At 58.1% G+C, this 22,931-nt stretch carries 19 protein-coding genes; 14 read left to right on the forward strand and 5 right to left on the reverse strand.

What is annotated here, in order from left to right; genetic code table 11:
- Genes pilV through MLD24_RS19665 form a run of 6 tightly spaced genes read left to right on the forward strand, consistent with a single transcriptional unit; the run spans position 1 to position 6,295 of the window.
- On the forward strand, positions 1 to 507 hold the full coding sequence (pilV, locus tag MLD24_RS19635) for a type IV pilus modification protein PilV (protein WP_248168769.1): 507 nt from the start codon (positions 1 to 3) through the stop codon (positions 505 to 507).
- On the forward strand, positions 504 to 1,787 hold the full coding sequence (locus tag MLD24_RS19640) for a PilW family protein (protein WP_248168749.1): 1,284 nt from the start codon (positions 504 to 506) through the stop codon (positions 1,785 to 1,787). Before pilV ends, MLD24_RS19640 begins: the two co-directional genes overlap by 4 nt.
- Positions 1,788 to 1,806: 19 nt before the next feature.
- Positions 1,807 to 2,292 (forward strand): pilus assembly PilX N-terminal domain-containing protein, encoded by a 486-nt coding sequence (locus MLD24_RS19645; protein WP_248168750.1) that lies wholly within the window; start codon positions 1,807 to 1,809, stop codon positions 2,290 to 2,292.
- A gap of 30 nt (positions 2,293 to 2,322) precedes the next feature.
- Positions 2,323 to 2,661 carry a hypothetical protein gene (locus tag MLD24_RS19650; RefSeq protein ID WP_248168751.1) on the forward strand — a complete coding sequence of 113 codons (339 nt, stop codon included), beginning with the start codon at positions 2,323 to 2,325 and terminating at the stop codon, positions 2,659 to 2,661.
- A 14-nt stretch (positions 2,662 to 2,675) separates the two neighbouring features.
- Entirely contained in the window at positions 2,676 to 5,834 is a 3,159-nt protein-coding gene (locus MLD24_RS19655) for a pilus assembly protein (protein WP_248168752.1), read from the forward strand.
- Entirely contained in the window at positions 5,831 to 6,295 is a 465-nt protein-coding gene (locus MLD24_RS19665) for a type IV pilin protein (RefSeq protein WP_282450739.1), read from the forward strand. The genes MLD24_RS19655 and MLD24_RS19665 overlap by 4 nt, the downstream gene beginning before the upstream one ends.
- A 14-nt stretch (positions 6,296 to 6,309) precedes the next feature.
- Here the strand turns inward: MLD24_RS19665 and MLD24_RS21770 are convergent, their stop codons facing one another.
- The 3 genes from MLD24_RS21770 to MLD24_RS19675 form a co-directional block, all read right to left on the reverse strand.
- Entirely contained in the window at positions 6,310 to 6,870 is a 561-nt protein-coding gene (locus MLD24_RS21770) for a GspH/FimT family pseudopilin (RefSeq protein WP_425562315.1), read from the reverse strand.
- Positions 6,871 to 6,939: 69 nt separating this feature from the next.
- Entirely contained in the window at positions 6,940 to 8,325 is a 1,386-nt protein-coding gene (locus MLD24_RS19670) for a sigma-54-dependent transcriptional regulator (RefSeq protein WP_248168753.1), read from the reverse strand.
- A gap of 83 nt (positions 8,326 to 8,408) precedes the next feature.
- Positions 8,409 to 10,064, reverse strand: coding sequence for a two-component system sensor histidine kinase NtrB (locus MLD24_RS19675; RefSeq protein ID WP_248168754.1), 1,656 nt, complete (start codon positions 10,062 to 10,064; stop codon positions 8,409 to 8,411).
- Positions 10,065 to 10,146: 82 nt separating this feature from the next.
- Here MLD24_RS19675 and MLD24_RS19680 point away from each other — a divergent pair, with 82 nt between their 5' ends.
- Positions 10,147 to 11,811 carry an NAD+ synthase gene (locus MLD24_RS19680; protein WP_248168755.1) on the forward strand — a complete coding sequence of 555 codons (1,665 nt, stop codon included), beginning with the start codon at positions 10,147 to 10,149 and terminating at the stop codon, positions 11,809 to 11,811.
- Between the two features lie 131 nt (positions 11,812 to 11,942).
- Here the strand turns inward: MLD24_RS19680 and MLD24_RS19685 are convergent, their stop codons facing one another.
- The gene (locus MLD24_RS19685) at positions 11,943 to 12,779 is read right to left on the reverse strand and encodes an outer membrane protein assembly factor BamD (protein WP_248168756.1); all 837 of its coding nucleotides are present in this window, start codon (positions 12,777 to 12,779) and stop codon (positions 11,943 to 11,945) included.
- Positions 12,780 to 12,990: 211 nt separating this feature from the next.
- On the opposite strand from MLD24_RS19685, the gene rluD reads away from it, so the two are divergent.
- From rluD to clpB, 3 genes are all read left to right on the forward strand, one after another.
- Positions 12,991 to 13,968 carry a 23S rRNA pseudouridine(1911/1915/1917) synthase RluD gene (gene rluD / locus MLD24_RS19690; RefSeq protein ID WP_227172276.1) on the forward strand — a complete coding sequence of 326 codons (978 nt, stop codon included), beginning with the start codon at positions 12,991 to 12,993 and terminating at the stop codon, positions 13,966 to 13,968.
- Complete coding sequence (gene pgeF / locus MLD24_RS19695) at positions 13,958 to 14,704, forward strand: peptidoglycan editing factor PgeF (RefSeq protein ID WP_248168757.1); 747 nt, start codon at positions 13,958 to 13,960, stop codon at positions 14,702 to 14,704. The genes rluD and pgeF overlap by 11 nt, the downstream gene beginning before the upstream one ends.
- A 215-nt stretch (positions 14,705 to 14,919) precedes the next feature.
- The gene (gene clpB / locus MLD24_RS19700) at positions 14,920 to 17,496 is read left to right on the forward strand and encodes an ATP-dependent chaperone ClpB (RefSeq protein ID WP_248168758.1); all 2,577 of its coding nucleotides are present in this window, start codon (positions 14,920 to 14,922) and stop codon (positions 17,494 to 17,496) included.
- Positions 17,497 to 17,551: 55 nt separating this feature from the next.
- On the opposite strand, the gene MLD24_RS19705 is transcribed toward clpB, so the two are convergent.
- Positions 17,552 to 18,013: a DUF4124 domain-containing protein gene (locus MLD24_RS19705; protein WP_248168760.1), complete on the reverse strand. Its 462-nt coding sequence runs from the start codon at positions 18,011 to 18,013 to the stop codon at positions 17,552 to 17,554.
- A gap of 505 nt (positions 18,014 to 18,518) precedes the next feature.
- Here MLD24_RS19705 and MLD24_RS19710 point away from each other — a divergent pair.
- The 4 genes from MLD24_RS19710 to pssA all read left to right on the forward strand — a co-directional run bounded on the left by MLD24_RS19710 (position 18,519) and on the right by pssA (position 22,790).
- Positions 18,519 to 20,237: an acetolactate synthase 3 large subunit gene (locus MLD24_RS19710; protein ID WP_248168762.1), complete on the forward strand. Its 1,719-nt coding sequence runs from the start codon at positions 18,519 to 18,521 to the stop codon at positions 20,235 to 20,237.
- Positions 20,238 to 20,242: 5 nt separating this feature from the next.
- Positions 20,243 to 20,734, forward strand: coding sequence for an acetolactate synthase small subunit (ilvN, locus tag MLD24_RS19715; protein WP_227176160.1), 492 nt, complete (start codon positions 20,243 to 20,245; stop codon positions 20,732 to 20,734).
- Positions 20,735 to 20,792: 58 nt separating this feature from the next.
- Entirely contained in the window at positions 20,793 to 21,809 is a 1,017-nt protein-coding gene (gene ilvC, locus MLD24_RS19720; RefSeq protein WP_248168763.1) for a ketol-acid reductoisomerase, read from the forward strand.
- A 141-nt stretch (positions 21,810 to 21,950) separates the two neighbouring features.
- Positions 21,951 to 22,790: a CDP-diacylglycerol--serine O-phosphatidyltransferase gene (gene pssA / locus MLD24_RS19725; RefSeq protein ID WP_248168765.1), complete on the forward strand. Its 840-nt coding sequence runs from the start codon at positions 21,951 to 21,953 to the stop codon at positions 22,788 to 22,790.
- Positions 22,791 to 22,931 lie beyond the last annotated feature (141 nt).

Below are 22,931 nucleotides of genomic sequence, written 5' to 3' on the forward strand. Positions count from 1 at the left end.
ATGCCCTTCCGAAGGGAGCGTGGGCTAACCCTAATTGAGATCCTGGTGACCGTGGTTATTTTGGCGGTTGGGCTATTGGGAGTGGCGAGCTTGACAATGGGGGGACTGAAAAACAATCAGAGCGCATTCCTTAGAACGCAGGCAACCTTACTTGCATCTGATATGGCAGATCGGATGCGCCTGAACTCAGCCGAAGCAATCGCTGGTAGCTATGACGGGTTTTCAACAAAAAGTGTCCCTTCCGCACCAAGCTGCGGCGGAGCGGGGTGTACGGCCAGTGAGAGAGTGGACGCGGATAAGGTCGAATGGGCGCAGTTGGTGAATGGTGCCAATGGCGGCATGGCCATGCTTCCCGGAGGTGAGGGAATCATCGCCGGTGGCGGCGGCGCGACGACTGCGGGCAACACCTTCACCATCACCATTCTTTGGGCTGAGTCCCAGTGGGATGAGGCAAACGGCGAAGTCCAGACTATCAATCAGCAGTCAACGTTTGAGTTTACGCTATGACAAACCGGAACATTGATCCTGTTAACGCATCTTATCCTGCACTGAGCTTTCAAAGCATGCGTGGGCTGTCGCTCATTGAGCTGCTGATTGCTTTGGCTTTGAGTCTGACCCTGATCATCGGCGTTCTGACGATCTATATGGATTCCAATGATGCGTCCCGAACCTCGACAGCGCTTGCGCGAGTTCAGGAAGGAGCCCGAATTGGCCTGGAAATGCTGTCGCGAGAGGTCCGTATGTCAGGTTTCCAGGGGTGTCCCGAGCCCTATACAACACCGTTGAATGTGATCGCAGCCAACCCGCCCCCTTCACTGGCTCCAGCTGCGGGCAGCACGAACAGCTACTTGCTGAATACATCCATTCAGGGGTGGGAAGTCACACCGGCCAATCGGAGCAATTGGGCCAATGGAGCCGATTTTGACGGAGTCGCAGGTATCACCAGTGGGACCAGCCAGGCCATTGCTGACAGTGATGTCTTAATGGTTCAACGCTTCCGACTGCTGGATGCCCAGATAAACGCTGACATGGCTTCTGAAGTGGCTGATATTGTAATCACCGATCCGGCTGGCGTGTTTGGAAGTGGTCGGCCATTCGCTGCTGGCAGTATGCTGATGATAGGAAACTGTGAGGCGCTGGATCTATTCAGGCTCTCTGCGGATCCGGCCGGTGCTCCACTCAGATTGCAGCACCAAACTCCCATTAACACCACCGCCAACTTATCCAGAGCCTACCTGTCTGGCGAAGATGCTCAATTGTACGCATTACAGAGTAGTGTGTATTTCGTTGGGGATACGGGGCGCGACGACGATCGCGGAGACCCGATATTTGCGCTCTATCGTGCAACCAATGACTTTCCAAATGCCGCTAATCCCTCCTTTACGGTGGAGGAGCTGGTCGAGGGCGTGGAGAGCCTGCAAATACAGTATGGTATTCGCCGGGATGCTCCCAGCAACCAGGTGGAGTTTGTGACCGCCGATGCGTTGACCCCCCTTGAATGGCGAGAAGTTGTTAGCGTTCGGGTGGGGCTTCTGGTCAGTGGTGTCGAGAGCATTCTGATTGAGGACGACGATAATACCTACGACCTTCCCGGTGCCCGCTTTACCGACGTCGGAGCCAATACGGATTTCGCTCATGCTGCGGACCGGCGCCTGAGAAAAGCGTTCACAAGCTCGCTGGACATCCGCAACCGTCAGTGCGGCTCATTCAAGCGGCTCGCCGGTACAGCGCTGTGGGAATGGGACAATGCAGATAACACCAATGCCGATGGCGATCCATGTAGTTGATGGCTGAGGATCTATTGAAATGAATGTAACCAACTTTAGGAAGACCCAACAGGGAGCGGCCCTGTTGATCAGTTTGATCGTCTTGCTTGTTATCTCCGTTATCGGAATCGCTGGGATGAACAGTTCAATTCTTCAGGAACGGATGTCAGCAAACGCCCAGAGTGCGCGTCAGGCCTTCTTTGCGGCCGAGGCGGCATCCCAGGACCTGTTTAAAAGGCTGGAAACCATGAATTCGAACTCTGCGGAATGGAAGAGGGCGCTTAATGCTCAGGACACAGGGATCATGAGGCAAATGCCACTGCAGACCTACACTGGGTTGTCTCTTTCTGGACAGGTCAATACAGAGATTCGTTATCTGGGGGAGGCCCGCATTATCGACGGTTATTCCCTGGGTGAGGATATTGAGACATATCGGCACCGTTTCATGTTAATTGGGTCATCGAATTTAACAGGCTCCGGTGCAACAGCAACTATCACTCGAGGTGTCAGTGCCGTTTTTTATTAATGGCATTTAACCGGATGAATGAGGTCGATTATGAACGTTAAATTTATTCATTCAGCTTTTTTTGTTTCTTCCCTTGTGTTGCCTTTGATGGCCCAGGGAGATGAATCGCCCTTTGAGTTTATTGAGCGAGCGGTAGAGGCTGAAAAAGTTTTGGTGACCGGAAGTTCGGAGGCAGGGGTCGTAGAAGTCAAGGCTGCTCAATGCCAAGACTGTAGTTATGAAGGGTTTCAGCCAGGAGATGCCATTCAGTTTGAGCACCGGGAAACGGCCATCTCGGTTGATGAGGCTATACAAACCTGGGGGGATCAGCCGGGGGTCGTAATTATTGACAACCGCTCGGGGCTTGTTACCCGGGTTGTGTATTATTGATTGGGGGGCGAACCATGAAACTTAGATGGAACCGTGTATTAAGTTTTTGTACCGGCCTGGGTTTGTCCCTGGCGTCAGGTATTTCAACGGCAGACGATACAGAGGTGTATTTTAATACCCAGCAAACCAGTATCCGGCCAAACATCCTGTTTATTCTTGATAATTCCGGGAGTATGCGTACCGGTGTTCGGGTCACTGTTCCGGTCGATCCTGTGTTCGACCCGGATAAAACCTATTCAGGTGGCTTTGAAACAGATGATATCTACTTCAAGTTAAACACTAATAGTGGTTGGTCGAAAATCAATCGAAATAGATTGGCTTGTGATGATATGGATGACCGTATTGATCAGGCCGGTCGTCTCGTCAGTTATAAGATGGTTTATAAGCGAGGCAGGAGATGGCGTAATTTTGATGGGCGCCATCGGGCCAATCGTTGGGTTGATTGCGAGGCCGATAACGACATCTCTTTCAGCTGGCCCAGTGCTAATTTGCGAGATTTCTATGTCGGCAATTACTTGAACTGGCAGAACTCATCGCCAACAACTGTTACGAAAACCCGGCTGGAGATCATGCAGGAGGTGGCCAATGATCTCGCCGATACGGTCTCTGGTGTCAACATCGGGCTGATGACGTTTAACGAAGACCAGAGTAGTGAAGGCGGAAGGGTGCGTGTGCCTGTCGAGAATGTGGCGGATAACCGGGACAGCTTTAAGACTTCGGTAAATAGCTTGTACCCGGCGACCAATACACCGCTGTCTGAAACCCTCTTCGGTGCGAGGCGTTATTTTGCAGGAGGGGCCCCATTTCTCGACACAACTCCGGTTGGTTCAACAATAGGATCAGACAAGAATTTCATATCTCCGATTGATATGGAATGTCAGGCAAATAATATAGTCCTACTCACCGATGGCGAGCCCACCGCTGATACTAACCATAAGTCTACTATTGCAAAGAGTATTGGCATTAATGGATGTTCAGGCAACTGCCTCGATGAAATAGCAAAAAACCTCAAGGAGCATGATGTTTCGAGTGCTTATGCTGGGGATCAGACTGTAAATACCTACACCGTGGGTTTCCAGTTAAACGATCCGCTCCTGAGCGCTACCGCCAATGCTGGCGGCGGCAAGTACTATATCGCTGATAGCGCCGAGGAACTGGCATCAGCCTTCAATGATATTATCCGTAATGTTCTGGAGACCAGCTCAACGTTCGTCTCGCCTGGTATCGCGGTGAATACGTTCAATCGGCTGAATCACCTGGATTCCCTGTACTACACGGTTTTTACCCCCAGCACAAAAACACTTTGGGACGGCAACCTGAAGCGGTACAAGCTTGTCTCGAGTGGAGAAATCCGGGATGTCAATGACAATGATGCTGTTGACCCAACTACCGGCTTTTTCAAGGACAGTGCTGTTAGCTGGTGGACTCCAACAGCAGATCCTGATGGTCGTGATGTCAAAAAAGGCGGTGTGAGGGAAAATCTGCCATCCACTGTCAGTAACAGAAAAGTCTATACCTGGCTGAGTGGCTCGGATCTGACCGCGAGTGATAACTTGCTGGTCTCCACGAACTCTGCCATTACCAAGTCCATGCTTGGCAACGGTTCCATGGCAGACGGTGATCGGACATCGTTGATCCAATGGATCCGCGGCGCTGACAGCCAGGATATCAATGGCAACGGTGATACCTCTGAGTCCCGGAACTTCATTGCTGATCCTTTGCACTCTGTGCCCAAACTGGTGGTTTACGGTGGAACTGAAGCCAATCCCGATACTGCGGTGTTCTTTGGTGATAACCAGGGGTTCCTTCACGCTGTGAATGGTGCAACCGGCGAGCTCTACTTTTCCTTCATGCCCAAGGAGCTGTTGGGCCGGCAGGCTGGTTTCATGGCCGGTGAAGAGATCAACAATGTGCGTCCTTATGGGATCGACGGTTCAGTTGTTGCCTGGATTGAGAACGGTGGCGGTGATATCGATGCCGGTGCGGGTGATCACGTCTATCTGTACGTAGGTATGCGCCGAGGCGGCAGGAATTACTACGCTCTGGATGCGACTAACCGGGATCGCCCGAGGGCTCTTTGGAACATCATTGGTGGTACCGGTGACTTTGCTGAACTGGGGGAATCCTGGGCCGATCCGGTTAAAACCAAGGTCAATATTGGCGGTTCAGTCAAGGACGCGCTGGTGATCAGCGGTGGTTATGACCCCGACCAGGATGATGTCCATGTTCGGACTGAGGACGACATGGGACGTGCCATTTACATCGTTGATGCTGAAACCGGCAATCGGCTTTGGTGGGCCGGGCCGTCTGGCTCTGGAGCAAACCTGGAGATTCCAGCACTGAAGTACAGCATACCGGCCACACCCAAGGTGCTGGATCTTTCCGGTAACGGGATGTTGGATCAGTTGTACGTGGGTGACATGGGTGGACAGGTACTTCGGTTTGACTTCAACAATGGCAAGGTGGCCGACAGTTTTGGTACCGGAGGGGTCGTTGCCAATCTTGCCGGCAACACTGAAGCGTCTGCTCGCCGGTTTTACCACACCCCGGATGTTGCTTTTCTCAAGTTCTGGGGGCAGCAGTATTTGTCCATTGCCATTGGCTCCGGGTGGCATGCTCATCCGCTCGACAAAGTTATTGAGGACCGGTTCTACATGTTGAGAGTTCCGTTTCAGATCGGAGCTCCTCTGGATGGCACTGGCGCCGTAGATTACGGTGTGGCTGCGACCGAAAGCGATTTGTATGACGCTTACTCAAATATCATCGGTAATGGTTCCAAAGCCGATCAAAAAACTGCCGAAGTCAACTTGAGTGGGAAGAAGGGCTGGTTCTTCGATTTCGACAATGCAGGTGAGAAGGTGATGGCACCAAGTACGACGTACGACGGTAAAATCTACTTTACAACCTATGAACCTGCTCCCTCACTGTCGGCTTGTCAGCCATCGGTGGGCAGGGCGCGGCTTTATACTGTCTATCAGCGTGATGCAAAGCCGGTTAGCACGACCGATGGGGTTCATCCGGATCGCTGGCAAGATCTTGATCTTGGCGATCCCCCTTCACCGCCGAGCACTGTCCGTATTGATGACAAACTGCTGGTCTGTGTTGGCCCAGAGTGTATAGAACCGCCGCAATCCAATACCTTTGAGCAGTACTTCTGGCGGGAGGAAGAATGAGCGTTCGAGTGATGAATCAGTCCAAGGGCTTCACGCTGATTGAAGCCCTGATTGTCCTGGCTATTATCGGGATTATCGCAGCGGTGGCCTATCCGGCCTACCAGAAGCAGATTCAGTCATCCAGACGCGCCGAGGCGCAGTCAGCCCTGTTGGGGCTGACTGCGGCGATGGAGAAGCATTTCACGGCTAACAACAGCTATTTGGGCGCGGCTGCAGGAGGCTCCAATACCGGCCGCCCGGGTGTCTACTACGATAAGGTGCCAAAGGATGGGGGCCAGGCCTACTACACCCTCCGGATTGTTGCAGCAACCCCGACAACCTTTCGGGTACAGGCAACGCCGGTAAACAGCCAGGTTGGTGATGGTTTCCTGGATGTGAACCACCAAGGGCTTCGTCGTTGGGACAAGAATGACAACGGCAATGCTGGCGAAGCCGGGGAGGACAACTGGCAGAAGGACTAGGGTGGAGTGTCGCTTCAGGGGCATGTAATGATGGCGCCCCAGGATAATCGCATTTGGGAATCCAGGTTGTCGTCATGCTGGACCCTGAAGCGGCCGCCTCGATTCACCGCCATGTAGCTCATTGGCAGTCGATCACTCTGGACTGGGCATGCGACCAGTGAGCCTGATGCCCCGTGGGTCATGCCCGTTGGCCCAAACGTGATTGCACCCCTGCCTCCAGTTCGCGACCGAATCCGGTAACTGCTGGTCGGGCTGATAAGTCGCCAGACGACACCGTCATCTGGCGACTTATCATTATCAGCGTCTGGAAAAATGGCGGCGGATTTCGACCAGTCATCAATGCACTGATGGGTATCATCAGAAACTGGGCAGACAGTTACCGGGTGTTTGTAGGTAATTGCCTGGGATCGCGCAAAGGCAAAAGCGACTCGGTACTGGGTAACAAGCTGACTTTGTTCACTGGCTGTGACCAGCCGAGTTAATGCGGGTAGCCCTAACGTAGTCAGTATAGCCACTACCGCCAAAGTGGTGAGTAATTCCGGCAGGGTGAAACCCCGCTTAAGATAGCGCAGCATAACAGCCTCCTTGCTGTGTTGTATCTGGCTCTGTCCGTGAGCCAGTTTTAAGGTACTAGTGGTACTGGATCAGTCCATTCCCAGTTTCTTCAGCTTATACCGCAAAGCCCGAAAACTGATCCCCAAGCGCTTGGCCGCGGCGGTCTTGTTCCAGCGGGTGGCTTCCAAGGCCTTCTCGATGGCCTGTTTTTCGACAGATTCGAGGAATCCCTCCAGATCCATCTCGCCTTCCGGCAGGTCCGGGGCTGTCGGCGTCTTGGTGTCTTGAGCCGCTGAATGCGGCTGCAGCGCCGGTGCCTCGGCGCCGTTGCCGAAATGAAGGTCCGGTGCGTCAATGCGATCGTCTTCGCACAGGGTGTAGGCCCGCTCCAGGATATTCTCCAGTTCCCGGACATTGCCGGGGAAATGGTACCTCTGCAAACTGGCGATGGCGTCCGCGGTGAGAGTGGCCGGCGGGCACTCGTAATCCCGCGCGATACGTTCGAGGATGTGCCGTGCCAGCAACTCGATGTCTTCGGCCCGTTCCCGCAGGGGCGGAACCGCTAGTTCGATCACATTGATACGATAGAACAGGTCCTGACGGAAACTGCCCTCGGCAACCAGTTCCGGCAGGTTTTTATGGGTTGCGCTTAACACCCGGATATCTACCGGCACTTCGCGGGTATCGCCCACCGGTCGCACCGCTTTTTCCTGAATGGCCCGCAACAGCTTGACCTGCATGGGCAGGGGCAGGTCTGCCACTTCATCCAGAAAAAGCGTGCCGCCTTGGGCAGAACGGAACAGGCCATCCTTGTTGTCGATGGCGCCAGTGAAGCTGCCTTTCTTGTGACCGAAGAACTCACTCTCCATCAGTTCCGAGGGAATGGCGCCACAGTTCACCGCAATGAAGGGGCCTTCGCTGCGAGGCCCTTGCAGGTGAATCATGCGGGCCACCAGCTCCTTACCGCTGCCGGATTCACCGCTGATGAACACCGGTGCCTGGCTGCGGGCAAGCTTGCGGACCTGGCTTCGCAGTCGCTGGATGCGTTGCGACTGCCCGAGGATCAGGCCCGGGTCGTCCTGGCTGGATTCCTCGGCTGGTGCCGAGGACGAGAGTTTGAGGGCGCTGTTCACCAGGTCGCGCAACCGGGGCAGTTCCACCGGCTTGGAGACGAAATCAAAGGCGCCAGCCTTGAGCGCTTCGATGGCAGTGTCCATGCTGCCGTAGGCGGTGATGACGGCAACGGGGGTGCAGGGAGAGTGTTGCTGAATCCAGCGCACCAATTCGATACCGTCGCCGTCTGGCAGATTCATGTCGGTCAGACAGAGTTGGGGCTGGTGTTGCTCCAGCAACGCCCTCGCCGAGGTCACATTTTCGGCGGTCCAGGTAGTGATCCCCATGCGGGACAGGGTGATTTCCAGCAGTTCGCGAATATCCGGTTCGTCGTCGACGATAAGGGCCGTCTGATTGGTCATTGAGTCTCTTGATGCCCGTGTCTGTTTGGTTGATGCCTGCTTTGGTTGTTGCGGCGAATGGCTTCAGGGCGCCGCAGGGACCACTAAATCAGTCGCCGGTGATGGGAAAAGGTGATCCGGAAACAGCAGCCGGGAGGCTCCCTATCCAGCAGCGACAGGTGGGCTTGGTTAGCCTCGCACAGTTCCCGGGCCAGATAAAGGCCCAACCCGGTGCCACTCTTATCGGTTGTGAAGAATGGCTCAAAGATGGAGCTGCGGTGTTCGTCGCTGATGCCGGGCCCGTCATCGCAGATGTCCAGATAACTGCGTTCGCCGTCTGCGGTCTTGCCGGCGTGCAGCAACAACGACCGGTGACCGGTGTGTCGCTGGGAGTACCGCAGGCCGTTGTCGCACAGGTTGACCAGCACCTGTTCGATCTGGCTGGGATCAAACCGGGCGGGGGGGAGCGCGTCGTCCACGTCAATCTGGATCTTGGCAGGCTCCCCGCCGTCTTTGTCCACCGTTTGCCGATAGTCTTCCATGAATGTTGAGAGCCAGTCTTTGATCTCAATCAGCTCACTGTTGGCCTGGCGCCGGCGGGAGAGATCCAGCACGTTCTCGACGATGCCGTTTACCCGCCGGGAATGGCGCTGGATGATGTCCAGCATCTTGCGGTCGCCGGTATCGAGTTGCTCGCTCTCCGCCATCAACTGTGCCGCATGGCTGATGGCGCCCAGAGGATTGCGGATTTCGTGGGCTATGCCGGCAGTGAGTCGCCCCAAAGACGCCAGCTTCATTTGCTGGGCCTGCTGGGTGAGTTTGCTGATGTCCTCGACAAAAATCAGCACATGCTCCCCCTGTTGCTTGTCGAGCTGAGTGAAGTTGGCCTGCAGCAGCGGCGATGTCGCGCTGGCCTGGAACGGCTCCGACCGTGCGCCCAGATCATTGAGCCAGCGTTCCAGGCGCTGCCGCAGCGGAACGGGGAGCGTTTTCCCCCTGGGGGAGGGGGCCTTGTCCTGTCGGCCGGTGACGCCGAACAGCAGCTCCTCCGCCGCGGCATTGGCCAGGCGGATCTGCCCGAAACGATCGACCACCAGAATCCCGGTACGCATGCGCTGGATGATCTGCTGGTTGATGTGCTCCATTTCCTGAAGGCTGTGGGCACGGGAGATGGCCAGAGCCTCGCTACGGGTTAGTCGCAGGGTGATGTTCTGGAGGATAAGGGCAACGGCGAAATAGACGACGCCGAGAATGCCGGCGCGTACGATGCTATCGGGATTGGCATCAAGGGTAAGGACCGACCATGTCGACATCACGAGTGAGCAGATCGTGGCGAGCGCTGCATACAGGATGCCGATGCGGCTCGGAGTCATGATGTTGCCCGCTGCCACGGAAACGATCACCAGATTGGCGAGCCCGCTGGAAATGCCCGACGAGAACAGCAGGAAGGCATGCATGAACAGGATATCCAGCAGAATGGACAGGATGACGTGCCGGGGCTGGGGGCGAAATCCGGCCAGTAGTACCAGAGCCAGGAACACATTCAGAGACAGGTAGCTGAAAACGCCGACCTGGTAGTAGCCGGGCATCTGGAACTGGGTGCCGAATTCCGAGGGATCGAGGAACATCAGGCCCACCAGCAGTACGCTGATGGCCAGCCGGTAGTGATTGAATACCCGGAACAGCTTCACGCTGTTGGCTGTGAGGTGGCGTTGGCCAGGGCTGCCAGAGTCGGTCAGGGGCTGTTCGACAGTCATCATGATATTCGTGGTCGTGAGGAAATTGGTGCAAGCTGCGGGGTATAATAGCCGTTAATCGGCAACAAGTTACAGGAGCACTCCAATGTCCCAGTCCCGCGAGCAGGAATCCGCCGCAGGTCAGGCCGGCACCCTCAACGTGGTGATGGCGCAAATTGATTTCCTGGTGGGAGACATCCCCGGGAATACCCGGTTGGTGATCGAGTCCACCCGGCGGGCAGTTCAGGACCATGGCGCGGATGTGGTGGTGTTTCCTGAGTTGTGCCTCACCGGTTATCCACCGGAAGACCTGCTGTTGCGGCCCAGTCTGGACCTTCGTCTGGATGAGGCTCTGGAAACACTGCTGGCGGCGGACCTGCCTGCTGCAATTGTCATTGGAACGCCGTGGCGGGAAGGCGGGTTGCTGTACAACGCCGCGTTGGTGATTGCTGACGGCGAGGTTCGCGGTCGCTATTACAAGCAGTGTCCGCCCAACTACCAGGTGTTTGACGAGAAACGTTACTTCGCCGCCGGCAGCGAGATCTGCCTGACCGCCATCAAAGGCATTCCGGTGGGGGTCACTGTCTGTGAAGACATCTGGCGCGATGGTCCGGTTGAAGATGCCGCCGCCGCTGGTGCCAAGCTGATCCTCAACCTCAATGCGTCGCCTTATGACATTGACAAGCAGGCCCGTCGCAAGGCCCTGCTTGAGCGCAAAGCCCGTGAAAACCAGGTCAGCATTGTGTACGTCAACCTGGTGGGTGGGCAGGATGAACTGGTGTTTGATGGCGGCTCGATGGTATTCGACCACTCGGGCGAACAGGCGATGGAAGCGCCGCAGTTTACCGAAGGGCTTTATCCGGTGACGTTCCTGGTGGAGCACCACTGCCAGCCCCTGTCCCAACCGGCCCTGCCGGAGCCATCACTGGAGCAGAACGTCTACCAGGCGCTGGTGCTGGGGGTGAGGGATTATGTCAACAAGAACGGCTTCAAGTCGGTGGTGCTGGGCCTGTCTGGCGGTATCGATTCCGCGGTGACCCTGGCGGTGGCGGTCGATGCTCTGGGGCCGGAGCGGGTGCGGGCGGTGATGATGCCGTTCCGCTATACCTCCAGCATGAGTCTGGAGGATGCCGAATCTCAGGCCCAGGCCCTCAACGTGCACTACGACGTGTTCTCCATCGAGCCGATGTACGACAGCTTTATGGCGACTCTGGCAGCGCCCTTCGAGGGCACGTCGCCGGACACCACGGAGGAGAACCTGCAGGCCCGGCTGCGGGGCGTGTTGCTGATGTCGCTGTCCAACAAGTTCGGTGCGCTGGTGCTTACCACCGGGAACAAGAGTGAAATGGCGGTTGGCTATTCCACCCTGTACGGCGACATGGCGGGTGGCTTTGACGTACTCAAGGACGTGCCGAAGACCCTGGTCTTCCGCCTGGCCCGCTACCGCAACACCGTGTCAGCCGTCATTCCGGAGCGGGTCATCACCCGGCCGCCGTCAGCGGAGCTGGCGCCGGATCAGAAAGACGAGGACAGCCTGCCGGACTACGATGTACTCGACCGCATTCTCAACCTCTACGTAGAGCGGGATTACAGCGCTGACGCCATTGTGGCCGAGGGCTTTGAGCGGGCGGATGTGGAGCGGGTCGCGCGGCTGGTGGACATCAACGAATACAAGCGCCGGCAGGCGCCCATTGGCGTACGGATTACCGAGCGGGGCTTTGGCAAGGATCGGCGTTATCCCATCACCAACAAATGGAAGATCGGGAAATGACGGTCCGTTTGGCGAGTCGACTGCGTTAAGTCTGCTGCGTTGACCCGACAGGCGGGAAAGGCCCGCCTGTCGTTTCTTCTCTGTAAAGCCAGCAAGAGGGCCCGGCCAGCCCTTCCCACCGCGTTCAGGCGTTAGTCGCCACCCAGTAAACCGAAGGTTACCACGTTCAGCAGTGAGCGATTCTGCCGTTTCAGCAGGCTGGGCTGGAACTTCATGTCGGCGGAGAAGGCCTCGCTGTCGGGGAAATTGATGGCCAGCAGCTGAATGGCGTCGCTGGACGCATCGTCCAGTCCCATGAAGCGGTAGGTTTCCGCCATGATGATCAGGGCGTCTTCCAGCGCGGGTGTGGTGGAGAAGTTCTCCAGTACATAGCGGGCGCGATTGTTGGCCGCCAGATAGGCTTCCCGGGTGATGTAGTAGCGGGCAGCCTCCAGTTCCAGCTCCGCCAGCCGGTTGCGGATGGCGATCATCCGCTGACGGGCATCGGCGGCGTACTCGCTGTCCGGGTAGCGGTTGGTCAGGGTGGAAAAGTCGCGAAAGGCCTGGCGCTGCTCGCCGGGGTCCCGGGCGCTGACATCAATTGGGAAATAGCGACCGGCCAGCCCCAGGTCCAGGTTGTAGGAGGCCAGGCCGCGCATGTACAGCGCGTAGTCGGCGTGATCGCTTTGGGGATTCAGGCGCAGGAAGCGATCAGCGGCGGCTCGGGACCCTTCCAGGTCCAGGTTCTGGTAGCGGGCGTAGATCAGGTCCAGCTGCGCCTGCTCGGCGTAGCGGCCGAAGGGATAGTAAGTTTCCAGAAAGTCGAGGTTGCGCTCCGCCTCGGTGAAGTTGCCCGAGTTCATGGCGCTACGAGCGTTGTCGTAATAAGTTTCCTCCGGCAGCACCTGAGCTTCTTTGGAATTGGTGGCGCAGGCACTGAGCATCACCGCCAGAATGGTAAGAAGAAGGGCGCGAACAACTGTTCTCATGCCGGAATCCCGTATAATGATTGACTGGCCAACGCCCGTCCTGCCGGTCGGGTCGCCGGGTCTCCTTGCGGGGTGCTGCTTGCACAACCTCGCGAGGTTGGCCATTGTAACGGGGTTGCCACGTCTTGTGCAGGGGCCTGGCCGGTCCTCGGTCTCCGTGACCAAGACGTAATGTAACCCTCCTATGCCAATCCATCGAATCGAGTCCTGAATGACCGCAGAAAACCGCATCACCGAATCTCACACCGTCCCGCCCGAGCTCAGTGACCGGCGTCTGGACCAGGTCGCCGCCGAGCTTATGCCTGAGCATTCCCGCTCCCGTCTGCAGAGCTGGATCAAATCCGGTCAGCTCACCGTGAATGGACGGGCCTGCAAGCCAAGGGACAAGGTCATGCTGGACGACCGGCTGGAACTGGACGCCGAGCCTGAGGTCCAGGTCAGCTGGCAGGCGGAATCCATTGAGCTGGATGTGGTCTACGAAGACGAACACCTGCTGGTCATCAACAAGCCGGCGGGGCTGGTGGTGCACCCGGCAGCGGGCCATGCCGATGGCACTCTGGTCAATGCATTGCTGCATTACGCTCCCGAGGTCGACAAGCTGCCCCGGGCCGGAATTGTGCACCGGCTCGACAAGGATACCTCGGGCATTATGGTGGTGGCTCGCAGTCTGATTGCGCATACCTCTCTGGTGGAGCAATTGCAGGATCGCACCATGGGGCGAGAGTACGAGGCGGTGATGGTCGGCACGATTACCGGTGGCGGCACCGTCGATGCGCCCATTGGTCGTCACCCCCGTGACCGCAAGAAAATGGCGGTGGTAAAAGCCGGCAAACCTGCGGTCACCCACTATCGCCTGGTGGAACGCTTTGCCGCCCACACCCACGTTCGCTGCCAGTTGGAGAGTGGCCGAACCCACCAGATTCGCGTGCACATGGCACACATCAAACACCCTCTGGTGGGAGACCCGCTTTACGGCGGTCGTATGCGACTGCCTCCAGGCACCACAGAGGAATTACGGGACGTACTGGCGGCCTTTCAGCGCCAGGCGCTGCACGCTCGCCGGTTGACCCTGGAGCACCCAGCGACAGGCGAGGTACTGAGCTGGGAAACCGACCTGCCCGCGGATTTCACCGGACTGCTGGCGGCGCTGAGGCAGCATCGGGAGGCGCTGGAGCGGGATGCCCTGTAATCTCCCGCTGATCCGCCCTGACTGGCCTGCGCCGCCCCATGTCCACGCGGGATGTACCACCCGCCAGGGTGGTGTGAGTGAGACTCCCTGGGCGTCGTTGAATCTGGGGGATCATGTGGCCGACAAGGCCGCTGATGTCGCCATTAATCGGACGCGACTGGCGACGGAGCTGGGGTTGCCTGAAACGGCCTTTGGCTGGCTACGGCAGGTTCATGGTACCCAGGTCGTTCGGTTGCCGGTACCGGCCGGTGTGTCTGCCGATGCCAGTGTCACTGCGGAGCCAGGTTTGGTTTGCAGCATCCTCACCGCGGATTGTCTGCCGGTACTGCTGTGTGATCGTGCCGGTACCTGTGTTGCCGCCGCGCATGCGGGCTGGCGGGGACTGTGCGCCGGGGTGATCGAGCAAACGGTTGCGGCGATGGGCTGCCCGCCGGCAGAGCTCATGGCATGGCTTGGACCAGCCATTGGTCCGGATGCATTCGAGGTCGGGCCGGAGGTGAGGGCAGCATTTTTGCAACGCGATGCTGGGGCGGATTCGGCGTTTGTCCCCAGCCCGACCCATTCTGAGCGCTTCCTGGCGAATATCTACCAGCTCGCCCGTCTGCGGCTTGCTTCTATCGGTGTTACGGCCGTCTACGGTGGTGATCTCTGCACGGTCTCTGACCCCGCCCGGTTCTTTTCCTACCGCCGTGACGGCGAGACCGGTCGTCAGGCCAGCTTTATCTGGTTGGAGTGACCTCCGTCAAAAAAATGACGATCTGGTCGTTGATCCGCTTGAAGTCCTGATCCTGGGCCCTACATATAGATTCAAAGCAACGAATTGCCTCATGACTGGTGAACCGGTTAGAGGCATCGGGTGCCCCGTTCTATGCTGTTGTTAAGGTCGTGCCGTCCACCATCTGGCGGCGTCCATGGAGCGTGGGAATCCAGACAGATCAGGGAAACCAGACTATGCGAATAGACAAACTTACCAGCCGGCTTCAAACCGCCCTTGCCGATGCTCAGTCACTGGCGGTGGGGCAGGATCACAACTTCATCGAGCCGTTGCACCTGATGCAGGCGCTGCTGGATCAGGAGGGCAGTTCGATCAAGCCTCTGCTCAAGCAGGTCGGCGTTGAGCCTGGGCGGGTGCGCCAGGCGGTGGCCCGGGAAATCGAGAAACTGCCGGAAGTGAAGGGCTCCGCCGGCGATGTCTCCATGTCCAACGACATGGGGCGCCTGTTCAATATCGCCGACAAGCTTGCCCAGCAACGCCAGGATCAGTTCATTTCCAGCGAGTTGATGTTGCTGGCGGCGCTGGAGGATCGTGGCACCCTGGGGCGTGTCCTGCGGGAGCAGGGGGTCGACAAGGCGGCGCTGGAATCCGCCATTGACCAGGTCCGTGGCGGCGAGCCGGTGAATGACGCTTCGGCGGAGGAGAACCGGCAGGCGCTGGGCAAGTACACCATCGATCTGACCGAACGGGCGGAAGCCGGCAAACTCGATCCGGTGATTGGCCGGGACGATGAGATCCGCCGCACCATCCAGGTGTTGCAGCGCCGTCGCAAGAACAACCCGGTACTGATTGGTGAGCCCGGGGTCGGTAAGACCGCCATCGTCGAGGGCTTGGCCCAGCGTATCGTGGACGGTGAGGTGCCGGACGGTCTCAAGGACAAGAAGGTGCTGTCCCTGGATATGGGCGCGCTGATCGCCGGTGCCAAGTTCCGTGGCGAGTTTGAGGAGCGTCTGAAGGCGGTGCTGAACGAGCTGGCCAAGCAGGAAGGTCAGATCATCCTGTTCATCGACGAGTTGCACACCATGGTGGGTGCCGGCAAGGCCGAGGGTTCGATGGATGCCGGCAACATGCTCAAGCCCGCTCTGGCTCGTGGCGAACTGCATTGCGTCGGGGCCACCACGCTGGATGAGTACCGCGAGCACATCGAGAAGGATGCCGCGCTGGAGCGTCGGTTCCAGAAAGTGCTGGTGAAAGAGCCCAGCGAAGAAGACACCATCGCCATCCTCCGTGGGTTGAAAGAGCGCTACGAGGTGCACCACGGGGTTGAAGTGACCGATGGCGCCATCATTGCCGCGTCCAAGCTGTCTCACCGCTACATCACCGACCGGCAATTGCCGGACAAGGCCATCGACCTGGTGGATGAGGCAGCGAGCCAGATCCGCATGGAAATGGACTCCAAGCCCGAGGCGCTGGATCGCCTGGAGCGGCGGCTGATTCAGCTCAAGATTGAGCGGGAAGCGCTCAAGAAGGAGACTGATGCCGCGTCCAAGAAGCGGCTGGCGGAACTCAAGGACGTGATCGCCACCATTGAGCGGGAATACGCTGACCTTGAGGAAATCTGGAACACCGAGAAAGCGGCCCTGCACGGTTCCCAGAAAATCAAGAGTCAGCTTGAGCAGGCTCGTATCGATCTCGAGAACGCTCGCCGCGCCGGCAACCTGGGTGAGATGTCGGAGCTGCAGTATGGCCGGATCCCAGAGCTGGAGCGTCAGCTCGACATGGCCAGTCAGGCCGAGATGATGGAGATGAAGCTGCTCCGCAACCGGGTCACCGATGAGGAAATTGCTGAGGTGGTGTCGAAGTGGACCGGGATTCCGGTGTCGAAGATGCTTGAAGGTGAGCGTGACAAGTTGATGCGCATGGAGCAGGCACTTCACGAACGGGTGATTGGCCAGGACGAAGCCGTGGAGGCGGTCGCAAACGCGGTACGGCGGTCCCGTGCCGGGCTGTCGGACCCTAACCGGCCGAATGGTTCCTTCCTGTTTCTGGGGCCGACCGGGGTCGGCAAGACCGAGCTGTGTAAATCGCTGGCTGCGTTCCTGTTCGATACTGAGGAAGCCATGGTTCGCATCGACATGTCCGAGTTCATGGAGAAGCATTCCGTGGCACGGTTGATCGGTGCGCCTCCGGGCTACGTTGGCTACGAGGAGGGCGGGTATCTCACGGAGGCTGTACGTCGGCGTCCCTATTCGGTGCTGTTGCTGGATGAGGTGGAAAAAGCCCACCCGGATGTCTTCAATGTTCTGCTGCAGGTATTGGAGGACGGCCGGCTGACGGACGGTCAGGGGCGCACGGTGGATTTCCGCAATACCGTGATTGTGATGACCTCAAACCTTGGCTCAGACATCATCCAGCAGAAGGCCGGTGAAGAAAACTACGAGGCAATGAAGGCCTCGGTGATGGAAGTGGTGGGTACGCACTTCCGGCCAGAGTTCATCAACCGGGTCGATGAAGTGGTGGTGTTCCACCCCTTGGGCGGGGAGCAGATACACGGCATTGCCCGGGTCCAGATCGATCTGCTGAGCAAGCGGTTGCGTGAGCAGGATATGAAGCTGGAGCTGGACGAGGCTGCAATGACGCTGCTGGCGGAAGTGGGCTACGACCCGGTCTACGGTGCGAGACCGCTCAAGCGTGCGATCCAGCGGATGATCGAGAACCCGCTGGCCCAGCGCCTGTTGCAGGGAGAGTTCGTACCGGGTGATACCATCCATGGCACGGTTCAGGATGATCAGTTGGTGTTTCGGAAAGCCTGACGGCCAATGGGGCGGGCCATGAAAAGCCCGCCCGTTTCAGCCCGCTGATTCCGTATCAGGGCGTTTCCGGGCCACAGTTCTCGTCGGCGAGTTCCTGGAACGTCCTTCTCTGTTCAACGATTTCCTCTGGCGACAGATAGCGTTGTTCGCCGTTTTCCTCCATCCGGACACGTCCCCCCTGGGTCAGCACCTTGAGATTGGCCTGGGCGGTCTCGCAATTAGCGGCCCGCTGCTTCTGGCGGGCGCGCTCGACCTCGGTCAGGCGCTCAATCTCCGCCTCGTCCATCTGCCGCTGTTCCAGTTCCGCGGCGCGCTCCTGGGGGCTGCGACTGGTGGAAGGGGAGCCGCTTGGTGCTCCCGTGCGGATGTTCACCGACTCGGTGCGTTGCCCGGTAGGCTGCCGGTCACCAAAGTGGGTGACGCCGTTCTCATCGGTCCATTTGTAGACCGATGCACTGCTGGCTACGCCTGGCGCCAGTGCGATGGTCAGCGCCAGAATAAGGGATCTGCTGTTCATGCCTGTTCTCGTCGTCCTTTGTTTGAGTCCGAGCGCCGTCAGGACGGCCGGTACCGTTACTGGCCTATTGTGCGGTGTTTCACTCGCTCAGTGCAATTTCCCAGGTCACAGATTGGGCAGGAAAGCGAGGCCATCGGGCTTTCTTTCCGGCGCCTGCGCCGTGCTCACCGGCCTCGTCGCTATTGACAGCGAGTTTCGCCCTGTCAGAATTACCGATTGCCTGAAGACAGGGGTCAATACGGCAGGCAATCCCGAGCGAGTATCCCCCTTCAATTACCACACTGAACGCTATGCGCCGTGTGCGCGCCATGGTTGTTGCTTTCGTGCAACCCGTTGATTGGCCGCTCTCCGCAACCCTCAGGAGCGCGGTTTGGCCAGGAGACAACCTCTCGTCTATTGGTGTGGCGGACATCCGTTCCGGCTTTCACAAGAAGCCTGGGAACCGGAATCCAGGCAACCGGAACGTGGTTCCGGATCATTCACTCGTAGCAGAGGGTAGAAGAACGTGGAGTTATTGTCTGGCGCCGACATGCTGATCCGGTCCCTGCAGGATGAAGGGATCGAATACATTTACGGCTATCCGGGTGGGGCAGCGCTGCATATCTATGACGCGCTGTTCAGGCAGGACGAGGTCAAGCACATTCTGGTGCGTCATGAGCAGGCGGCGGTCCATATGGCCGACGGCTATGCCCGTGCCACCGGTAAACCGGGTACTGTCCTGGTGACCTCTGGCCCTGGAGCCACCAACACCATTACCGGCATTGCCACTGCCTTTATGGATTCCATTCCAATGGTGGTGCTCTGTGGGCAGGTTGCTTCCTCGCTGATCGGGGAAGACGCTTTCCAGGAGACCGATATGATCGGTGTCTCCCGCCCGGTGGTGAAACACAACCTCAGTGTCCGTCACCCGGAAGAAATTCCGGAGGTGATTCGCAAGGCCTACTACATCGCAGCCACTGGTCGCCCGGGCCCGGTCGTGGTGGATATTCCCAAGGATATGACCACGCCCAACGAGCGGTACGAATACAGCTACCCCAAGAAGGTCAAGCTGCGTTCTTACAGTCCGGCGGTTCGCGGTCACGCCGGTCAGATCAAGAAGGCGGTGGACATGCTGTTGGCGGCCAAGCGTCCGATCATTTACGCCGGTGGTGGCGTGGTGTTGGGCAAGGCTTCCTCACAACTGACCGATCTGGCGCGTATGCTGGGTTACCCGGTGACCAATACCCTGATGGGCATCGGCTGCTTCCCGGCAACGGACAAGCAGCATCTTGGCTGGCTGGGCATGCACGGCACCTACGAGTCGAACATGGCCATGCACCACTCGGATCTGATCCTGGCGGTCGGTGCACGGTTTGACGATCGGGTCACCAACGCCACGGAGAAATTCTGTCCGGGCGCGCGCATCGTCCACATCGACATTGATCCGGCGTCCATTTCCAAGACCATCGACGCGGACGTGCCCATTGTTGGGCCGGTGGACGCGGTGCTCAAGGAGATGATCGCGCTGGTGAAGGAAGCCAAAGAGCAACCGGATGCGGACGCGCTGGCGGCCTGGTGGAAGCAGATTGATGAGTGGCGGGCATTCCATGGCATGCGCTATGAGACCAGCCCGGATGTCATCAAGCCCCAGGAAGTGATCGAGGCTCTGTGCCGGTTGACGGACGGCAAGGCGTTCGTGACCTCCGACGTCGGCCAGCACCAGATGTTCGCCGCCCAGTACTACAAGTTCGACAAGCCGAACCGCTGGATCAACTCCGGTGGCCTCGGCACCATGGGCTTCGGGCTGCCAGCCGCTATGGGGGTTAAGCTGAACTTCCCGGAAGACGACGTGCTGTGCATAACCGGGGAAGGCAGTATCCAGATGAACATCCAGGAGCTGTCCACCTGCAAGCAGTACGATCTGCCGGTCAAGATCATCAACCTGAACAATCAGGCACTGGGCATGGTGAAACAGTGGCAGGATATGAACTATGAGTCCCGTCACTCCCAGTCCTACATGGAGTCCCTGCCGGACTTTATCAAACTGGCGGAAGCGTACGGTCACGTCGGTATCCGAATCGAGAAGAAGGAAGACCTGGAGCCCAAGCTCAAGGAAGCGCTGGCGATGAAAGACCGGCTGGTGTTCCTGGACATCTACGTGGACCGCTTTGAGCACGTCTACCCGATGCAGGTTGCCCGTGGCTCGATGAAAGATATGTGGCTCAGCAAAACGGAGAGGGTCTGATCACCATGCGTCGTATCATTTCTGTCTTGCTGGAAAACGAACCGGGTGCGCTGTCGCGGGTTGTCGGGCTTTTCTCTCAGCGCAACTACAACATCGAGACCCTTACGGTGGCGCCGACCGAGGACGAGACCCTGTCCCGCCTGACGGTGACCACGACCGGTTCCGACAAGGTGATCGAGCAGATCACCAAACAGCTCAACAAGTTGATTGAGGTAGTCAAACTGGTGGACCTGACAGAGGGGGCCCACATCGAGCGGGAGCTGATGCTGGTCAAACTCAAAGCCACCGGTTCCCAGCGTGCCGAGATCAAGCGTACCGTGGACATCTTCCGTGGTCAGATCGTGGACGTCACCAGTTCGGTTTACACCGTCCAGCTTGCTGGCGATAGTGAGAAGCTCGACGGCTTCATCCAGGCGGTTGGTACTGCCGGAGTGCTTGAAGTGGTTCGGACCGGGGTGTCGGGTATCGCTCGCGGGGAAAAGATCCTCAGCATCTAAACGCTTTTAATCCGTATTGATCCAGGGCCCAGGGCCCAATAAAAAATAGAGGTTTGTCATGCAGGTTTACTACGATAAAGATTGTGATCTCTCCATCATCCAGGGCAAGAAAGTAGCCGTGATCGGCTATGGCTCCCAGGGTCACGCCCATGCCTGTAACCTGAAAGATTCCGGTGTCGATGTGACCGTTGGCCTGCGTCCGGGCTCTTCCTCCATTGCCAAGGCCGAGGCTCATGGCCTGAAAGTCACCGACGTTCCGGCAGCCGTTGCTGCGGCGGACGTGGTGATGGTACTGACGCCGGACGAGTTCCAGGCGCAGCTGTACAAGTCCGACATCGAACCCAACCTGAAGCAGGGCGCCACTCTGGCCTTTGCCCACGGCTTTGCTATCCACTACAACCAGATCGTACCGCGCAAGGATCTGGACGTTATCATGGTGGCGCCGAAGGCACCGGGCCACACGGTTCGCACCGAGTTCGCCAAGGGCGGCGGTATTCCGGACCTGATCGCCATCTTCCAGGACGCTTCCGGCAACGCCAAGAACCTGGCACTGTCCTACGCCAGCGGTGTGGGCGGTGGTCGGACCGGTATCATTGAAACCACCTTCAAGGACGAGACCGAAACTGACCTGTTCGGTGAGCAGGCGGTTCTGTGCGGTGGTGCCGTTGAGCTGGTCAAGGCAGGCTTTGAAACCCTGACCGAAGCCGGTTATGCCCCGGAAATGGCCTACTTCGAGTGTCTGCACGAGCTCAAACTGATCGTAGACCTGATGTACGAAGGTGGTATCGCCAACATGAACTACTCCATCTCCAACAATGCGGAGTATGGCGAGTACGTGACGGGGCCTGAGGTCATCAACGACGAGTCCCGCGAAGCGATGCGCAATGCGCTCAAGCGTATCCAGAGTGGTGAGTACGCCAAGATGTTCATCTCCGAAGGCGCTCACAACTACCCATCCATGACAGCTGCCCGTCGCAACAACGCGGCGCACCCGATCGAGCAGGTTGGTGAGAAGCTGCGTGCGATGATGCCCTGGATTTCCGCGAACAAGATCGTGGACAAGGACAAGAACTAAGCCGACCGGCAGTTCTGAGAAAAGCGCGGCCCTTGGTGGCCGCGTTTTTCGTTGTGGAGTAACAATCTGTGGTATTGCTGACGGACTGAGCCAGTGGCCTGGCTGCTATAATGCCTGCACACATTTTCAGGGTAGATTGGAATGACAACCAAGAAAGACGCATCAACCGAATCAGTGACGGACACCGAGAAGAGCGTGAAGGAGTCCGACTGCCTTCATGAAGACGGCGAAGTGGTTGAGGAAGAGCTTGTTGAAGGAGCGCCGGTCCGCCGCAAAGGCATCTACCTGCTCCCCAATGCGTTGACGACGGCCTCGCTGTTCTCCGGGTTCTACGCCATCGTATCGGCCGCCAACGGCGTGTTCGATAACGCGGCCATTGCCATTTTCGTTTCGATGATTCTGGATGGCCTGGATGGTCGGGTAGCGCGGATGACCAACACCCAGAGCAAGTTTGGCGAAGAGTACGACAGTCTGGCGGACATGGTTGCCTTCGGCGTGGCGCCGGGGCTGGTTGCGTTCTTCTGGTCCCTGAAGGACCTGGACCAGTTTGGTTGGGCGGTCACCTTTATCTACGTAGCCGGCGCGGCCCTGCGTCTGGCCCGCTTCAACACCCAGATCGGCTCGGTCGACAAGAAATTCTTTGTTGGGTTGCCAAGCCCGTCGGCCGCGGCCTGTGTGGCTGGGTTGGTGTGGTGCTTTCACGCTTTTGAACCGGCCAGCTGGCTCACCGCGTTGACGATTGTGGTCGTCGGCGGCAGTGGCGTGCTGATGGTCAGCAACGTGCTTTACCGCAGCTTCAAGGATCTGGACCTTCGTGGTCGGGTGCCATTCGCAGCGATCCTGCTGGTGGTGCTGATGTTTGTCGTGGTGGCCCTGGACCCGGGCACGGTCCTGTTTACAGGTTTCCTGATTTACGCGCTGTCTGGTCCGATTCGGGCGCTGGTGAGAAAAGGGCGCCGTTCCGCACCAAAGCCGGAATAAGTAGGTGGGCCGCGGTCGTCGGCAGTGCAAACGGCACACGCAGGCGGCCGGTAACGGCCTGCTCAACAAGGTTTTTGAGATTTCTTCAAAAACCTTGTTGACGGCCACCGAGAAGTCTGTAGAATGCGCATCTCTTTCGAG

It is taken from the genome of Marinobacter xestospongiae (assembly GCF_023156385.1).
Classification (GTDB): Bacteria; Pseudomonadota; Gammaproteobacteria; order Pseudomonadales; family Oleiphilaceae; genus Marinobacter; species Marinobacter xestospongiae.

Coding starts and splice junctions, on each gene's coding strand:
- ilvC (WP_248168763.1), top strand. CDS start 20,793: ATGCAGGTTTACTACGATAAAGATTGTGATCTCTCCATCATCCAGGGC.
- ilvN (WP_227176160.1), top strand. CDS start 20,243: ATGCGTCGTATCATTTCTGTCTTGCTGGAAAACGAACCGGGTGCGCTG.
- MLD24_RS19650 (WP_248168751.1), top strand. CDS start 2,323: ATGAACGTTAAATTTATTCATTCAGCTTTTTTTGTTTCTTCCCTTGTG.
- MLD24_RS19655 (WP_248168752.1), top strand. CDS start 2,676: ATGAAACTTAGATGGAACCGTGTATTAAGTTTTTGTACCGGCCTGGGT.
- pilV (WP_248168769.1), top strand. CDS start 1: ATGCCCTTCCGAAGGGAGCGTGGGCTAACCCTAATTGAGATCCTGGTG.
- MLD24_RS19645 (WP_248168750.1), top strand. CDS start 1,807: ATGAATGTAACCAACTTTAGGAAGACCCAACAGGGAGCGGCCCTGTTG.
- clpB (WP_248168758.1), top strand. CDS start 14,920: ATGCGAATAGACAAACTTACCAGCCGGCTTCAAACCGCCCTTGCCGAT.
- MLD24_RS21770 (WP_425562315.1), bottom strand. CDS start 6,870: ATGCTGCGCTATCTTAAGCGGGGTTTCACCCTGCCGGAATTACTCACC.
- MLD24_RS19705 (WP_248168760.1), bottom strand. CDS start 18,013: ATGAACAGCAGATCCCTTATTCTGGCGCTGACCATCGCACTGGCGCCA.
- MLD24_RS19675 (WP_248168754.1), bottom strand. CDS start 10,064: ATGATGACTGTCGAACAGCCCCTGACCGACTCTGGCAGCCCTGGCCAA.
- pssA (WP_248168765.1), top strand. CDS start 21,951: ATGACAACCAAGAAAGACGCATCAACCGAATCAGTGACGGACACCGAG.
- MLD24_RS19685 (WP_248168756.1), bottom strand. CDS start 12,779: ATGAGAACAGTTGTTCGCGCCCTTCTTCTTACCATTCTGGCGGTGATG.
- pgeF (WP_248168757.1), top strand. CDS start 13,958: ATGCCCTGTAATCTCCCGCTGATCCGCCCTGACTGGCCTGCGCCGCCC.
- MLD24_RS19670 (WP_248168753.1), bottom strand. CDS start 8,325: ATGACCAATCAGACGGCCCTTATCGTCGACGACGAACCGGATATTCGC.
- MLD24_RS19640 (WP_248168749.1), top strand. CDS start 504: ATGACAAACCGGAACATTGATCCTGTTAACGCATCTTATCCTGCACTG.
- MLD24_RS19665 (WP_282450739.1), top strand. CDS start 5,831: ATGAGCGTTCGAGTGATGAATCAGTCCAAGGGCTTCACGCTGATTGAA.
- MLD24_RS19680 (WP_248168755.1), top strand. CDS start 10,147: ATGTCCCAGTCCCGCGAGCAGGAATCCGCCGCAGGTCAGGCCGGCACC.
- rluD (WP_227172276.1), top strand. CDS start 12,991: ATGACCGCAGAAAACCGCATCACCGAATCTCACACCGTCCCGCCCGAG.